At 64.6% G+C, this 13,944-nt stretch carries 15 protein-coding genes; 12 read left to right on the forward strand and 3 right to left on the reverse strand.

Annotation, left to right across the window (positions count from 1 at the left end; all coding sequences use genetic code 11):
* Nucleotides 1-73: 73 nt before the first annotated feature.
* Complete coding sequence (locus WJW29_RS08340; RefSeq protein WP_011408893.1) at nucleotides 74-613, reverse strand: Smr/MutS family protein; 540 nt, start codon at nucleotides 611-613, stop codon at nucleotides 74-76.
* 99 nt (nucleotides 614-712) lie between these two features.
* Between WJW29_RS08340 and surE the strand changes: the two genes are divergently transcribed.
* From surE to WJW29_RS08360, 4 genes are read left to right on the forward strand one after another with little or no spacing between them, the layout of a single operon-like run.
* Nucleotides 713-1,492 (forward strand): 5'/3'-nucleotidase SurE, encoded by a 780-nt coding sequence (gene surE / locus WJW29_RS08345; RefSeq protein WP_011408892.1) that lies wholly within the window; start codon nucleotides 713-715, stop codon nucleotides 1,490-1,492.
* Complete coding sequence (locus WJW29_RS08350; protein ID WP_011259522.1) at nucleotides 1,489-2,166, forward strand: protein-L-isoaspartate(D-aspartate) O-methyltransferase; 678 nt, start codon at nucleotides 1,489-1,491, stop codon at nucleotides 2,164-2,166. The genes surE and WJW29_RS08350 overlap by 4 nt, the downstream gene beginning before the upstream one ends.
* Before the next feature lie 18 nt (nucleotides 2,167-2,184).
* Entirely contained in the window at nucleotides 2,185-2,799 is a 615-nt protein-coding gene (locus WJW29_RS08355) for a YqaA family protein (RefSeq protein ID WP_011259521.1), read from the forward strand.
* Complete coding sequence (locus WJW29_RS08360; protein WP_011408891.1) at nucleotides 2,796-3,569, forward strand: peptidoglycan DD-metalloendopeptidase family protein; 774 nt, start codon at nucleotides 2,796-2,798, stop codon at nucleotides 3,567-3,569. The genes WJW29_RS08355 and WJW29_RS08360 overlap by 4 nt, the downstream gene beginning before the upstream one ends.
* A gap of 192 nt (nucleotides 3,570-3,761) precedes the next feature.
* On the opposite strand, the gene WJW29_RS08365 is transcribed toward WJW29_RS08360, so the two are convergent.
* Nucleotides 3,762-4,136, reverse strand: a complete 375-nt coding sequence (locus WJW29_RS08365; RefSeq protein ID WP_011259519.1) for an Mth938-like domain-containing protein — start codon at nucleotides 4,134-4,136, stop codon at nucleotides 3,762-3,764.
* 15 nt (nucleotides 4,137-4,151) lie between these two features.
* A complete protein-coding gene (gene yhbY, locus WJW29_RS08370) occupies nucleotides 4,152-4,457 on the reverse strand; it encodes a ribosome assembly RNA-binding protein YhbY (protein WP_011259518.1) in 306 nt (101 codons plus the stop codon).
* Nucleotides 4,458-4,522: 65 nt separating this feature from the next.
* Between yhbY and rlmE the strand changes: the two genes are divergently transcribed.
* From rlmE to ubiB, 8 genes are all read left to right on the forward strand, one after another.
* Nucleotides 4,523-5,155 (forward strand): 23S rRNA (uridine(2552)-2'-O)-methyltransferase RlmE, encoded by a 633-nt coding sequence (rlmE, locus tag WJW29_RS08375; RefSeq protein ID WP_011408890.1) that lies wholly within the window; start codon nucleotides 4,523-4,525, stop codon nucleotides 5,153-5,155.
* Between the two features lie 61 nt (nucleotides 5,156-5,216).
* On the forward strand, nucleotides 5,217-7,157 hold the full coding sequence (gene ftsH / locus WJW29_RS08380) for an ATP-dependent zinc metalloprotease FtsH (protein WP_012444551.1): 1,941 nt from the start codon (nucleotides 5,217-5,219) through the stop codon (nucleotides 7,155-7,157).
* A 119-nt stretch (nucleotides 7,158-7,276) separates the two neighbouring features.
* Nucleotides 7,277-8,179 (forward strand): dihydropteroate synthase, encoded by a 903-nt coding sequence (gene folP / locus WJW29_RS08385; RefSeq protein ID WP_027703574.1) that lies wholly within the window; start codon nucleotides 7,277-7,279, stop codon nucleotides 8,177-8,179.
* On the forward strand, nucleotides 8,179-9,162 hold the full coding sequence (miaA, locus tag WJW29_RS08390) for a tRNA (adenosine(37)-N6)-dimethylallyltransferase MiaA (RefSeq protein WP_041182462.1): 984 nt from the start codon (nucleotides 8,179-8,181) through the stop codon (nucleotides 9,160-9,162). Before folP ends, miaA begins: the two co-directional genes overlap by 1 nt.
* Nucleotides 9,163-9,239: 77 nt before the next feature.
* Nucleotides 9,240-9,518, forward strand: coding sequence for an RNA chaperone Hfq (gene hfq, locus WJW29_RS08395; protein ID WP_005915027.1), 279 nt, complete (start codon nucleotides 9,240-9,242; stop codon nucleotides 9,516-9,518).
* 11 nt (nucleotides 9,519-9,529) lie between these two features.
* Entirely contained in the window at nucleotides 9,530-10,849 is a 1,320-nt protein-coding gene (hflX, locus tag WJW29_RS08400) for a ribosome rescue GTPase HflX (RefSeq protein ID WP_011259513.1), read from the forward strand.
* A gap of 431 nt (nucleotides 10,850-11,280) precedes the next feature.
* Nucleotides 11,281-11,775, forward strand: a complete 495-nt coding sequence (locus WJW29_RS08405) for a CinA family protein (protein ID WP_011259512.1) — start codon at nucleotides 11,281-11,283, stop codon at nucleotides 11,773-11,775.
* Between the two features lie 477 nt (nucleotides 11,776-12,252).
* Nucleotides 12,253-13,929: a 2-polyprenylphenol 6-hydroxylase gene (gene ubiB, locus WJW29_RS08410; RefSeq protein ID WP_011408886.1), complete on the forward strand. Its 1,677-nt coding sequence runs from the start codon at nucleotides 12,253-12,255 to the stop codon at nucleotides 13,927-13,929.
* Nucleotides 13,930-13,944 lie beyond the last annotated feature (15 nt).

Raw genomic sequence — 13,944 nt, forward strand, 5'->3', positions numbered from 1 at the left:
CGCCATCCGCCATCCGCCATCCGCCATCCGCCATCCGCCATCCGCCATCCGCCATCCGCCTACCGCCTACCGCCTACCGCCGTGCCAGCAACACCAGCAGCGCCCCGGTGCCGCCCTGCGTGGGCGGCGCCGAATGAAACGCCAGCACATCGTTGCGTTGACGCAGCAGCCGGTCCATCAGGTTTTTCAGCACGGGCGCACCGTTGTCGGACTGCAGGCCCTTGCCGTGGATGATGCGCACGCACCCATGCTCGTGCGCATGCGCCTCCAGCAGAAACTGGCGCAACAGCGATTCGGCCTGAGCGGCGGTGGCGCCGTGCAGATCCAGTTCGTCCTGCACCGAAAATTGCCCGCGCTTGAGTCGCTGAAACAATCGGCTGGGAAGATTCTCGCGCCGATAGCTGGCGGTATCGCCCGCTTCCAGCGGCGCGCTGTCGCGTAACAGGCGCGCAAATTCGCCGAGCGCTTCGGCGTCATCGCGCTCGGCCATGCGCGCACGCGGCTTGGGGCGCGGCTTGGCGTTGGCCGGTGGGGCGACTTCACGAATCGGCTTGACCGCGCCGATCGCTGCGCGGAACAACGCGCCGTCGTCTTCGTCTTCAGGATGCGACATCCGCACAGCGTACCCGGTCCAAGCGCAGACGCACGCGAAGATCAAGCGCGAAGGCGCGGGACGCATCCGGTATCATTGTCCGGTTTTCCGAGGAGTCTCATGCGCGTACTGGTTAGCAACGACGACGGTGTCGACGCCCCCGGCATCCAGATATTGGCCGAGGCGCTGCGCCATGGCGGTCATGAAGTGATGGTCGTCGCGCCCGACCGCGACCGCTCCGGCGCCAGCAACTCGCTGACGCTGGACGTGCCGATCCGCACCCGCCGCATCGACGCGCAGACCTGCGCCGTGGCCGGTACACCGACCGACTGCGTGCATCTGGCACTCACCGGCATGCTTGATTGCGACCCTGACATCGTGGTCTCCGGCATCAACAACTCGGCCAATCTGGGCGACGACGTGATCTATTCGGGCACCGTGTCTGCCGCAATGGAGGGCCGCTTCCTGGGCCTGCCGGCGGTAGCGGTGTCGTTGGTCACGCACAATCACCAAGCGCATCACTACGACACCGCTGCGCGCGCTGCGGTGGAAATTGTGGCACGTCTCAAGGCCGACCCATTGCCCGCCGACACCATTCTCAACGTCAACGTGCCGGATCTGGCGTGGTCGGATGTGCTCGGTTTCGAAGTGACTCGGCTCGGCAATCGCCATCGTTCCGAACCATGCGTGCCGCAGCGTGACCCGCGCGGCCGCACCGTGTACTGGATCGGCCCGGCCGGGCCGGAGCAGGATGCGGGTGCCGGCACCGATTTCCACGCCGTGCGCACCGGGCATATCTCGATTACCCCGATTCACGTCGATCTCACTCGCTACCAGGCGCTGGAGACTGTCGCCGGCTGGGTGGGCGGGCTGACCGCAGCGCTGGACGGCCCGGCATGACGCCGAGGCTGCGCCTGCAACCGGAGTCGGTCGGAATCGGCATGACCTCGCAGCGCGTGCGCGACCGCCTGGTCGAACGGCTGCGCGAGGCTGGCATCCACGACGAGGCGACGCTCAACGCGATGCAGACCGTGCCGCGGCACTTGTTCATCGATGAAGCGCTGGCCTCGCGCGCGTACGAAGACACCGCGCTGCCGATCGGCCACGGCCAGACCATCTCGCAGCCATGGGTGGTGGCGCGCATGACCGAGGCAGTGCTGCAAGTGACGCCGACCAAGGTGCTCGAAGTGGGCACCGGCTCCGGCTACCAGGGCGCGATTCTGGCGGCGCTGGGGCTGGAGGTGTACACCGTCGAGCGCATTGGCGATCTGTTACGGCAAGCGCGCAAGCGCTTTCGGCATCTGGGCATGAACGTGCGCAGCAAGCACGACGACGGCCGTATCGGCTGGCACGAGCACGGCCCCTATGACGCCATCGTGGTGACCGCCGCCGCACCGGCGCTGGTCGATGCGCTGGTCGATCAGCTGGCGGTCGGTGGACGCCTGGTCGCTCCGGTCGGCGGCGCTTCCTCGCAATCGCTGGTGCAACTCACACGCGGCGCCGATGGCACCATCGAACAACAGGTTCTGGCGCCGGTCACGTTCGTCCCGCTGTTGTCGGGCATGCTGGATTGAATCCATGAGAGTTTCTCGATGAAGATTTTCGGTCCGTTGTACGACGTGGCCATCCGTTGGTCGCGCCATCGCCGCGCCCCCACGCTGTTGACCGGTCTCAGCTTCGTAGAGGGTTTCATCTTCCCTGTGCCGCCGGAAGTGATGCTGGCACCGATGTCGCTGGCCGAGCCAAAGCGTTCGTTGTGGTTCGCCACCTTGAGTCTGCTGGGATCGGTCTGCGGCGCATTGGTCGGTTATCTACTCGGCCATTTCGCGTTTGCGGCGTTGCAGCCGTTGATCGAGTGGCTGGGCTGGAGCGCGAAGATCCAGCAGCAGATCGAAACGCTGCGCACGCTGGTCGCCGATTCGCCGTGGAAGGCATTCTGGGCGCTGGTCCTGGTGGGTTTCACTCCGATTCCGCTGAAGATCTTCACCTGGGCATCGGGCGTGGTCGGCGTGCCGATCCTGCCGTTCATCGCCAGCATGTTGGTGGGACGCGGCAAGCGCGTGTATCTGGTTGCCGGTGCGATCCGCCTGGGTGGTGCGCGTGCCGAGGCGGCGCTGCATCGCTGGATCGAGCCGCTGGGCTGGGTTGCGATGGCGGTGCTGGCGGTAGGTGCAGGGTGGCTGGTGTGGAAGACAACGAACGGATGAGCAAGACGCAGATGAATTCGGTACGCAAGACAGCAGTCATGCTCGCAGTGGCCATTGGGCTCACCGCCTGCAGCAGCGCCACGGTGGTGCGTTCGCCTGGGGCGAGTGGTGGTTCGTCGTCGCGTCCAAGCACGGCGCCACGCCCGTCGCTGCCACGCCCGGGTGCCACGGTGACCGTCCAGCGCGGCGATACCCTGTATGCGATCTCGCGCCGGACCAATATCACTGCCGCGGACCTGGCAGCCTGGAACGGCCTGTCGTCGCCGAATACCATCTATCCCGGCCAGACCCTCAAGCTGTATCCCGACGGGGCGAGCAAGCCCGGCAGCAGTGCGCCGGTTGCCGGCAGCGTGGCTCCGCCGCGTCCGGCTGCGCCGATCGCCGCACCGGTCAGCAGTGGATTCTCCTGGCGTTGGCCGGCCGATGGCGTGGTCGTCGGCACCTTCGTCACTGGCGAAACCACCAGGCAGGGCGTGGACATCGCCGGTGCCAGCGGCCAGGCCGTGCGCGCGGCCGCTGACGGCGTGGTGGTGTATTCCGGTGCCGGCCTGGTCGGTTACGGCGAGCTGATCATCATCAAGCACAACGACCAGTGGCTATCCGCGTACGGGCACAACCGCAAGCGTTTGCTGAACGAAGGCCAGAGCGTCAAGGCCGGGCAGCAGATTGCAGAAATGGGCCGCAGCGGTGCTTCCCGCGACATGCTGCACTTCGAGATCCGCTACAACGGCAAGCCAGTGGATCCGTTGCTGTATTTGCCCAAGAAATGAGATTGGGGCGTTGGGATTCGGGATTCGCAACGGCCCCGGGCTGTTCGTATCCGCATAGAGAGTGCGTTCTTCGAACTCACCACGTGGTGACTGATTGACGCTCTAGCCTGGTGTGGCGATTGAAAGCGCAGCTTGCTACAGCCCGCTCTTACGAATCCCCGATCCCGACGCCCACATCCCGTCCCACGCCATTCAGCCAGGCAACACCATCGCCAACGCCACCCGCCGGCCTTCGCTGGCCAGCACGTTGTAGGTGCGCGCGGCGGCGGCATTGGTCATTGCTTCCAGGCCAATACCGCGGGTCAGGCAGGCTGCCACTACATCGGCCTTCGGGAATAGCTGGCGCGCGCCGGTGCCGAGCAGGATCACGGCCGGGCTGAGTGCCAGCACCGCGTCCATATGGCTCACGTGGAGTTGCTCCAGGCTTTGCACCGGCCAGCGTTCCACCAGCTCGTCCGGCATCAGGATGAAGCTCTGCTGCAGAATTTGATCGTTCACCTTGGCATGACGGCCATCGGCCGCGCGCAGCGCATAAGCGTAATCGGGGTGTTCCTGACTTAAAGGCATGGCGAACTCGTTGGCTCAGCCGCGCGGCAGCACAATCTGGCGCTTTTCCTTGCCGGGGCGGTACAAAATTGCGACGTGGCCGATGCGCTGCACCAGCGCACTGCCGGTCTGCTCGATCAGCTCGGCAATCAGCGCATCACGGGTCTCACGATCCTCCGATGCCACTTTTACCTTGATCAATTCGTGGCGCTCGAGCACGTCCTCGAGTTCGGCCAGAAATGCCGGCGTGACCCCTTTGCCGCCGGTCTGCAGCAAGGCTTTGAGATCGTGGGCCTGGCCGCGCAGGAAACGATTCTGGGCGGAGGTGAGAACAATGGACATGCAGGATCGAAGCGAAGGAAAGGGTGTTCAGGGTATCATGGCGACCCGTTCGGACCGCTTTGCCAATGCCTTCCCGCAGTAAAAGCAGCCAGCGCTGGCTCAAGGAACACTTCGCCGACCCTTACGTGAAGAAGGCCCGGGCCGAGGGCATGCGCTCGCGCGCGGCCTACAAGCTGGAAGAGTTGCTGCAGCGCGACCGCCTGCTCAAACCGGGCATGGTGGTGGTCGATCTGGGTGCGGCCCCGGGCGGCTGGTCGCAGCAGGTGCGCAAGTCCATGGGCGACAGCGGCCGGGTAGTGGCGCTGGATATCCTGGACATGCCGGCCCTGGCGGGCGTGGAGTTCCTTCACGGCGACTTCAGGGAGCAGGCCGTCCTATCGCAGTTCGAAGCGATGCTGGGCGATGTGCCGGTCGACCTTGTTCTGTCCGATATGGCCCCAAATAAGAGTGGCATGGATGCGGTCGACCAACCGCGGATGATGCACCTGGCGGAACTGGCGATGGAATTTGCCGACGCCCACCTCAAACCGGGCGGGGCGTTCCTAATCAAGCTGTTCCAGGGTGTTGGGTCCGACGACTACATTCGTGAGCTTCGCCGCCGCTATGAGAAGGTGACGATTCGCAAGCCGGCGGCCTCGCGCAAGCGCTCCCCGGAAGTTTATGCGCTCGGTCAGGGCAAGCGTGTCCAGATCAAGTAAGCTGCCAATGACCACCGTGTTTGAAGAATTTAAAGAGTAGAGGGCACCGGAGCCAATGAGGATGAACGACTTGACCAAGAATCTGCTGCTGTGGGTGGTCGTCGCAGTTGTGCTGATGGTTGTCTTCCAGAGCTTCTCGCCGCGGATGGCAGGCGGCGTCGGTCCCGACTCGATCACCTACACCCAATTTCTGAAGGAAGTGGACTCCGGGCGCGTTAAATCGGTGGACTACACCGACGAGACCAACCTGGCCGTCAACGCGATCCGCTTCAAGCGTACCGACGGTAGCGAAGCTACCGTCTACGGTCCGCGCGACGACAAGCTGGTCGACGTGCTGTACAGCAAGAACATCGAAATGACCCGCCAGAAGCCCTCGACCGGCCCTGGCTTCTGGTCGTTGGTCCTGAATTTCCTGCCCGTCATCCTGATCATCGGCTTCTGGCTGTTCATCATGCGCCAGATGCAAGGCGGCGGTGGCGGCGCGAAGGGTGCGATGAGCTTCGGTAAGTCGCGCGCCAAGCTGCAGGGCGAAGACCAGATCAAGATCACCTTCGCCGACGTTGCTGGTTGCGACGAGGCCAAGGAAGAAGTGGGCGAACTGGTCGACTTCCTGCGCGACCCGACCAAGTTCACCAAGCTGGGCGGCAAGATTCCGCGCGGCGTGCTGATGGTGGGCCCGCCGGGTACCGGTAAGACGCTGCTCGCCAAGGCGATCGCAGGCGAAGCCAAGGTGCCGTTCTTCAGCATCTCCGGTTCCGACTTCGTCGAAATGTTCGTCGGTGTCGGTGCGAGCCGCGTGCGCGACATGTTCGAGCAGGCCAAGAAGCACGCGCCGTGCATCATCTTCATCGACGAAATCGATGCGGTGGGCCGTCATCGCGGCGCCGGTCTCGGCGGCGGGCATGACGAGCGCGAGCAGACCCTGAACCAGTTGCTGGTCGAAATGGACGGCTTTGAAGGCGGCGAAGGCGTGATCGTCATTGCGGCGACCAACCGTCCCGACGTGCTGGATCCGGCCTTGCTGCGTCCGGGCCGTTTCGACCGCCAGGTTGTGGTCGGCTTGCCGGACGTCAAGGGCCGCGAGCAGATCCTGCGCGTGCATATGCGCAAGCTGCCGCTGGCCGACGACGTCGTGCCGATGGTGATCGCCCGCGGTACCCCGGGTTTCTCGGGTGCCGATCTGGCCAACCTGTGTAACGAAGCGGCGTTGTTCGCGGCGCGCGGCAGCGAGAAGGAGGTCCGTATGGACCACTTCGACCGTGCCCGCGACAAGATCCTGATGGGCGCCGAACGTCGTTCGATGGCCATGAGCGAGGACGAAAAGACGCTGACCGCGTATCACGAAGCAGGCCACGCCATTGTCGGCCGCCTGGTGCCGGAGCACGACCCGGTCTACAAGGTCACCATCATTCCGCGCGGCCGCGCACTCGGCGTGACCATGTATCTGCCGGAAGGCGATCGTTACTCGATGAACCGCGTGGCGATCGAATCGCAGCTGTGCTCGCTGTATGGCGGCCGCGTTGCCGAAGAGCTGATCTTCGGCGGCGACAAGGTCACGACCGGCGCCTCCAACGACATTGAGCGGGCTACCAAGATGGCACGCAACATGGTCACCAAGTGGGGCCTGTCCGACGAGCTCGGCCCGGTTGCCTATGGCGAGGAAGAGGACGAGGTGTTCCTAGGCCGTTCGGTGACCCAGCACAAGAACGTCTCCGATGAGACCACGCGCAAGATCGATGAAGTCGTGCGTTCGATTCTGGACAAGGCCTACAGCAAGACCAAGACCATCCTCACCGATAATCTGGACAAGCTGCATGCGATGTCGCAGCTGCTGCTGCAGTACGAAACCATCGACGTGCCGCAGATCGATGCCATCATGGAAGGCCGCGAGCCGCCGCCGCCGGCCGGTTGGGGCAAGTCCGACAAGGACGGTGGCAACAACAACGACAAGGGTAGCCCGCGGCCGTTGCCGCCCATCGCCGGGCCCGCCGAGCAGATCTGAGCCGGCTGTGCACTGATCTGCAGCGGCATGCATCAAGGCCGGGAAGCGATTCCCGGCCTTGATGCGTTATCGGGCGTAGCAATGCCCACATGCAAGCAATGACCCAGGAGACATCGTGGATGTTCGATACCGCCCTCACACTGGATTGCGCCGGCCGCAGCCTGCGGCTGGATACGCCGCAGGTGATGGGTATCGTCAATGTCACGCCCGATTCGTTCTCCGACGGCGGCCAGCATGCCAGCTGCGAAGCGGCGATCGCGCATGGACTGGCGCTGGTGGAGCAGGGTGCTGCGGTGTTGGATATCGGCGGTGAGTCCACACGCCCGGGTGCCACGCCGGTATCGGTTGAAGAAGAACTGCAGCGGGTGATTCCGGTCATCGAAGCACTGGCGCAACGCACCCGCGTGCCGATCAGCGTGGATACGTTCAAACCGGAGGTCATGCGTGCAGCGGTCGCGGCCGGCGCGGGCATGATCAACGACGTGTATGCACTGCGTTCGCCCGGTGCACTGGAGGCGGCGTCGGACCTGCGCGTGCCGGTGGTCTTGATGCATGCGCGCAGCGCGCCGCACGCCATGCAAGATGCGCCGCAGTACGACGATGTGGTGGGGGAAGTCCACCGCTTTCTGGCCGAGCGCATCTTCGCCGCCGAGATGGCCGGCATCGACAAGCGCCGGCTGATCCTGGACCCTGGTTTCGGCTTCGACAAGACCACCACGCACAACCTCGCCCTGCTTGCGCAGCTGCAGCGCCTGCAGGAATTCGGCTTGCCGGTATTGGCCGGGCTGTCGCGCAAACGCAGCATCGGCGAATTGACCGGGCGTGAGGTTGCCGCCGAACGTGTGCATGGCTCGGTGGCCGCCCATCTGATCGCCGCCCAGCACGGCGCGCTGCTGTTGCGCGTGCACGATGTGGCGGCCACCGTGGATGCGTTGAAGGTATGGAACGCGATGGCGGCGATTCCGGTCCCGCGTGTCAGCGCGCCGGTCGCACCGACCATCCGTTGGCCGGACGAGGACTGATGCCTGCCGACCAACGCCCGCTGGCGATCGCCCTGATGGGCCCCACCGCCAGCGGCAAGACTGCGCTGGCGCTGGAAGCAGCAGAGCGCTGGAACGGAGAAATTGTCAGCGTCGATTCTGCGCTGGTGTATCGCGGCCTGGAGATCGGTGCGGCCAAACCCGACGCGGCGATGCGCGCGGCAGTTCCGCATCATCTGCTCGACTTGCGCGATCCCTGGCAGGTGTATTCGGCAGCGGAGTTCGCCGGCGATGCGCGCCAGGCGATCGCGCAGATCGTGGCGCGCGGCAAGCTGCCGATTCTGGCCGGCGGCACCGGGCTATATTTTCGCGCGCTGCTGGAAGGCTTGTCGCACCTACCCGAGGCCGACCGAGCTGCGCGCGCGTCCATTGCGGCCGAAGCCGCGCAGATTGGTTGGGCAGGTTTGCACTCAGAGCTAGCTCGCGTAGATCCAGTTGCAGCTGCGCGCATTCATGCGACCGACCCGCAACGGATCCAGCGGGCGCTTGAGGTCTACCGCATCAGCGGGCGGCCGATCAGTTATTGGCAGGCGCTACCGCCAGGGCTGCGTCTGCCAGTGCGTGTGTTGAAAGTGGTACTGGCACCACGTGAGCGCGCGGTGCTGCATGGACGTATCGAACGACGCCTGGACGCGATGCTGGCACAGGGCTTTCTGGCAGAAGTGGAGCAGGTGCGGGCGCTACCGCAGATGCGGGCGGTGGCAGTACCGCTGGATCTGCCGGCGGTACGCGCGGTCGGTTATCGGCAAGCCTGGGAGTATCTGGATGGGGCAGGCAGCCTGGCCGAGTTCCGCGACAAGGCGATCCAGGCGACCCGGCAACTGGCCAAACGGCAGCTCACTTGGCTGCGTGGCGAGCTGGACGCGCGCTGGTTCGACCCGGAGCGTGATCGCCATCAATTGGAGCGCGCACTTGTCGGCTTCCTCGGTGATCGTTCCGCTGTGCGGCAGGCTTCAGGCGTGTAACATCCCGCTTCCGGGACCGGCTGGGGATGCCAGGTGTCGACCGGGACAATAAGAACAATAACGAAGAGGATTTTTCGATGGCTAAGGGGCAATCTTTACAGGATCCATTCCTCAATGCGCTGCGGCGTGAGCGGGTTCCTGTGTCGGTGTATCTGGTCAATGGCATCAAGCTGCAGGGCACGATCGAGTCGTTCGACCAGTTCGTGGTCCTGCTGCGCAATACCGTGAGTCAGATGGTGTACAAGCACGCCATTTCCACGGTGGTGCCGGCGCGCAATGTGCGCGTGGGGCCGGGTGGTGGGTATGTGCAATCCAATGAAGGCAATCAGGCGGAAGATGACGACGTCGAGCAGTAACGGAGTAGTGCGTGTTTGACCGGTCCCGCAAGGGTGAACACGCGTTGTTGATACAGACCCACTCCGGTGGACCTGCCGAAGACGATGGCATGGAGGAGTTCGCCGACCTTGCAAAGTCGGCGGGCGCCACGGTGGCGGCCACGCTCACCGCACGTATCGACAAACCAAGCCCGTCGACCTTGATCGGTAGCGGCAAGCTGGAAGAGGTCAAGGCGGCAGCCGAAGCCACCGGTGCGGATCTGGTGTTGGTCAATCACACCTTGTCGCCCGGACAGGAGCGCAACCTGGAAAAGTATCTGGAGCGGCGCGTGATCGATCGCACCGGGCTGATCCTGGACATCTTCGCGCAACGCGCGCGCAGCCACGAAGGCAAGCTGCAGGTGGAGCTGGCGCAGTTGCGTCACATGGCTACGCGGCTGGTGCGTGGCTGGACCCACCTGGAGCGTCAGCGCGGCGGCTCGATCGGCCTGCGCGGCCCCGGCGAAACCCAGCTGGAAACCGACCGCCGCCTGCTGCAAAAGCGCGTCGAACAGTTGCAGCAGCGGCTGGAAAAAGTCGAGGTGCAGCGTACCCAGATGCGTCGTGCACGGATGCGCAGCGAATTGCCGCGGATTGCATTGGTTGGCTACACCAACGCCGGCAAGTCGACGCTATTCAATGCGTTGACCGGCGCCGAGGCCTACGTGGCCGACCAGCTGTTCGCCACGCTGGATCCCACCGTGCGGCGCATCGCGTTGCCGGGCGGTAGCGCGATTCTTGCCGACACGGTCGGCTTCGTGCGCGATCTTCCGCACGAACTGGTCGCCGCGTTCCGTTCGACCTTGTCCGAAGCGCGCGATGCCGATCTGTTGCTGCACATCGTCGATGCGGCCGACCCGCTGCGCGAAGAGCGCATTCTGCAGGTCGATGAAGTGTTGCAGGCCGTCGGTGCAGGCGATCTACCGCAACTGCTGGTGTTCAACAAGATCGACAAGATCGACGGCGCCGAAGTACGCCACGATGCGCAGGACGGCATTCCAGACCCGGCACGCCGCGAACGCGTATGGGTGTCGGCGCGCGACGGGCGCGGGCTGGAAGAATTGCAGCATGCGCTCGGTCAGCGACTGGACCTGTGCCATCTGACCGGCCAGTTGCGGCTGCCGCCGTCGGCCGGCCGCCTGCGTTCGCGGCTGCATCAGCTGGAAGTAGTGCGCAACGAGCAATCGGACGAAGAGGGTTGGTTGCTCGATGTGGATCTGCCGATGGTCGAAGCCGAGCGGTTGGCCGCTGGCGAGGACGGTGCGCCACTGCGCGCGATGCTGCCGGATCGCCGCGAAGACTGGGAAGCGTGATGCAGGCAGCACAGTCCGCATAGCGCGACTGTGCTGCTGCTTCAAAGCGAATGAGGTGGATGTTTTGCGTCGTTATGCGGCGGTTGCCACGTCTCGTTGTGGCGACTCGGAAAATCAAACGACATGGGCGATGGCATGGTGCTGTGGTAGACCGCAGTCGTGAGCTGACGCCCTGCACTATCTCGCTCCTCAGTAACGTGGCGCCCTGGCTGCGGTGCTCAGTGATCTGGAGGTTGCGGTGCTGCAGGTTGACGGCGCGCGGCCGGCAACCTGCTGCACATCCGGTGCCGATCCATGCCCGAAGCACCGCCTGTCGGCCACACATGGCCACTGAACCTCGGCCACCTCACGCCCAGCCGGAATCGGCGCTAGCCGCAGACAGGCGCGGCAAATTGGGCTAAAACGTCCGCTGCCCCTTTATTGCCCTGCCCATGTCCCTGTCCGCCGATTCCGAACTGCAGCAGCTGGCCGAAGCCCTCGGGCAGCAATTGCTTGCCGCGCGCGAGCGCCTGGTCACTGCCGAAAGCTGTACCGGTGGCTGGATCGCCAAGGCGGTGACCGATGTCGCCGGTTCCTCGCACTGGTTCGACTGCGGCATGGCGGCTTATAGCTATGAGGCTAAACAGGCGTTGCTTGGCGTCCGTCCGCAGACCCTGGAAGTGCATGGAGCGGTCAGCCGCGACACCGTGATCGAAATGGTCTCTGGCGCGTTGGTCAATTCCGGCGCGAGCATCGCGGTGGCGGTGACCGGCATTGCCGGGCCCGGTGGCGGCAGCGACGACAAGCCGGTCGGTACGGTCTGGATCGGTTGGAAGCGTCGCGGCGGCTATGCCACGGCGCAACTGTTCCACTTCAATGGCGACCGCGATGCAGTACGGCGTCAGACCGTGGCTGCCGCACTGCGCGGGTTGAGCGCGCTGCTTTAACGTCTCGCAGATTCGCTGGATGGCGTTCGGCATCGCACTCGTGGTGCGCGCCATTTCAGCGTGATATAGCGCGGCATCGAAACCGAAGTGCTGAGACAGGGCTGCATGCCCGAGGAAACCTATTGGCAGAGCGTCATCGACAAGCCACTGCAGCCCGCTTCGTAGAACGCATTTTGAGGCGCGCCGCGCGGCGTTGGTGTGACCTTGCGACTGCGCGATTGAGCTGCATGCACCCGACGAAAGTACGCTGCATCTTGCACCTGCGCTACGCAGCGCGTTGCAACCTGCGCTGAGCTTCGAGCGGGCCAGGGCGCGACAGCGGCGGGCAGATCGGCTACAAACGAAGCTCTCGTCACCGCCTCGTGTGCCAATGCGTTCGCTCCTTGCTACTGTCTCATCTTCCCCAACGCTGCAGGCCGCTGTGCAGTGCAGTGTCGCGCAGCATCTGAGAGCGGCATGCTCGCGGGCGGTGCACTGATGTGGGAAGCGCTTGGCACGGTGCGTGATCTTGGGCGTTTGCAGGAAATCGCCTCGGTCCTGATCCGCTACGGCTTCGGCGATGTGGTGCGTCGCATCGGCATGGGCGATGTGCTCGAGCGTGCTGGCAGGTTGTTGCATTGGAATAATGCCGAGGGTCGCTTGCGCATGTCCGCGGCATTGCGCGTGCGGCGTGCGCTGGAAGCCCTCGGGCCCACCTTCGTCAAACTCGGACAGGTGTTGGCCACGCGCGTGGATCTGCTGCCGTCGGAGTGGATCGAAGAATTAAGCGAGCTGCAGAACGCCGTGCCGGCGCTGCCGTTCGAGCAGATCCGCCCGCAGCTGGTTGCCGCGCTGGGCATGGAGCCGGAGAGCGTGTTCGCGCGCCTGGACGAACAACCGCTGGCGGCCGCATCGCTGGCGCAGACGCATCGCGCGTGGTTGGTCGATGGCACGCCGGTGGTGTTGAAGATCCGCCGTCCCGATATCGGCGACACCATCGATGCCGACCTGCGCTTGCTGGCACGGCTTGCCGAAATCGTCGAAACCCGCGCACCGGATCTCAAGCGCTATCGTCCCGCCGAGGTGGTGCAGCAATTCACCGTCTCGCTGCGCCGCGAGCTGGATTTCGCTGCCGAGGGGCGTAACGCCGAACGCATCGCCGCCAACTTCGCACACGACCCGCAGGTGGTGGTGCCGGCGGTGTACTGGGAGTGGACCTGCGAGTCGCTCAACGTACAGGAATTTATCGATGGCATTCCGGGGCGCAATCTGCTCACCGTCGATGCGGCCGGTCTGGACCGCAAGGCGCTTGCACGTGCCGGGGCCGGCATCGTGCTCAAGATGGTGCTGCAGGACGGCTGCTTCCACGCCGATCCGCATCCGGGCAATATTTTCTATCTCCGCGACGGCCGCATCGCGGTCATCGATTTCGGTATGGTGGGGCGCGTCTCCGAGCAGCGTCGGTTTCAGGTCGCGCAACTGCTGCATGGCATGGTCAGCTACGACGCCGAAGCGGTGATCGATGTGCTGCTGGAATGGGCAGGCACCAGCCTGGAGATCGACGAGCCACGGCTGCAGCAGGACATTGGCGCGTTCGTCGACGAGTATCGCGGCGTGCCGCTGAAAGAGCTGCGGATCGGCGCAATGCTCGGCGATGTCACCTCGATCCTGCGCGACCACGGGCTGACGCTGCCGTCGGATCTGGCGCTGATGATCAAGGCGTTTCTCACCCTCGAAGGCATGGGGCGTCAGCTCGATCCGGATTTCGACATGGCCACCGAGGCGCGCCCGTATCTGGAACGCCTGGTGCTGCAGCGTTATGCGCCGCGCGCCATCGTGCGGCGTGGCCGGCGAACAGTGACAGGCGCAATCGACCTGATCGGCGATCTGCCGCGCGACCTCAAGCGGCTGCTGCAAGCAGCACGCCGCGGCAAACTGCAGTTGCAGATCGAAACGCGCGCACTGCGTGAGTTCGGCGAGCAGGTCGACCGTGCGGCCAACCGGCTCACGATGGGCATTGTCACTGCCGCGCTGGTGATCGGCTCCTCGATCGTCATGAACAGCGTCGGCGGTAGCGCCAGTCGTTGGTTGCTCGCGCTGGGCGTGGGTGGCTTTATCGGCGCGGCGCTGTGCGGCATCTGGATCCTGTTTTCGATCTGGCGCAGTCGGCGCTAGCGCATCACATGCGGC

The sequence above is a fragment of the Xanthomonas sp. JL1 genome (assembly GCF_038405005.1).

Bases quoted from the DNA above. Each gene is read 5' to 3' on its own strand.
- WJW29_RS08340 (WP_011408893.1), bottom strand. From the start codon at position 613: ATGTCGCATCCTGAAGACGAAGACGACGGCGCGTTGTTCCGCGCAGCG.
- surE (WP_011408892.1), top strand. From the start codon at position 713: ATGCGCGTACTGGTTAGCAACGACGACGGTGTCGACGCCCCCGGCATC.
- WJW29_RS08350 (WP_011259522.1), top strand. From the start codon at position 1,489: ATGACGCCGAGGCTGCGCCTGCAACCGGAGTCGGTCGGAATCGGCATG.
- WJW29_RS08355 (WP_011259521.1), top strand. From the start codon at position 2,185: ATGAAGATTTTCGGTCCGTTGTACGACGTGGCCATCCGTTGGTCGCGC.
- WJW29_RS08360 (WP_011408891.1), top strand. From the start codon at position 2,796: ATGAGCAAGACGCAGATGAATTCGGTACGCAAGACAGCAGTCATGCTC.
- WJW29_RS08365 (WP_011259519.1), bottom strand. From the start codon at position 4,136: ATGCCTTTAAGTCAGGAACACCCCGATTACGCTTATGCGCTGCGCGCG.
- yhbY (WP_011259518.1), bottom strand. From the start codon at position 4,457: ATGTCCATTGTTCTCACCTCCGCCCAGAATCGTTTCCTGCGCGGCCAG.
- rlmE (WP_011408890.1), top strand. From the start codon at position 4,523: ATGCCTTCCCGCAGTAAAAGCAGCCAGCGCTGGCTCAAGGAACACTTC.
- ftsH (WP_012444551.1), top strand. From the start codon at position 5,217: ATGAACGACTTGACCAAGAATCTGCTGCTGTGGGTGGTCGTCGCAGTT.
- folP (WP_027703574.1), top strand. From the start codon at position 7,277: ATGTTCGATACCGCCCTCACACTGGATTGCGCCGGCCGCAGCCTGCGG.
- miaA (WP_041182462.1), top strand. From the start codon at position 8,179: ATGCCTGCCGACCAACGCCCGCTGGCGATCGCCCTGATGGGCCCCACC.
- hfq (WP_005915027.1), top strand. From the start codon at position 9,240: ATGGCTAAGGGGCAATCTTTACAGGATCCATTCCTCAATGCGCTGCGG.
- WJW29_RS08405 (WP_011259512.1), top strand. From the start codon at position 11,281: ATGTCCCTGTCCGCCGATTCCGAACTGCAGCAGCTGGCCGAAGCCCTC.
- ubiB (WP_011408886.1), top strand. From the start codon at position 12,253: ATGTGGGAAGCGCTTGGCACGGTGCGTGATCTTGGGCGTTTGCAGGAA.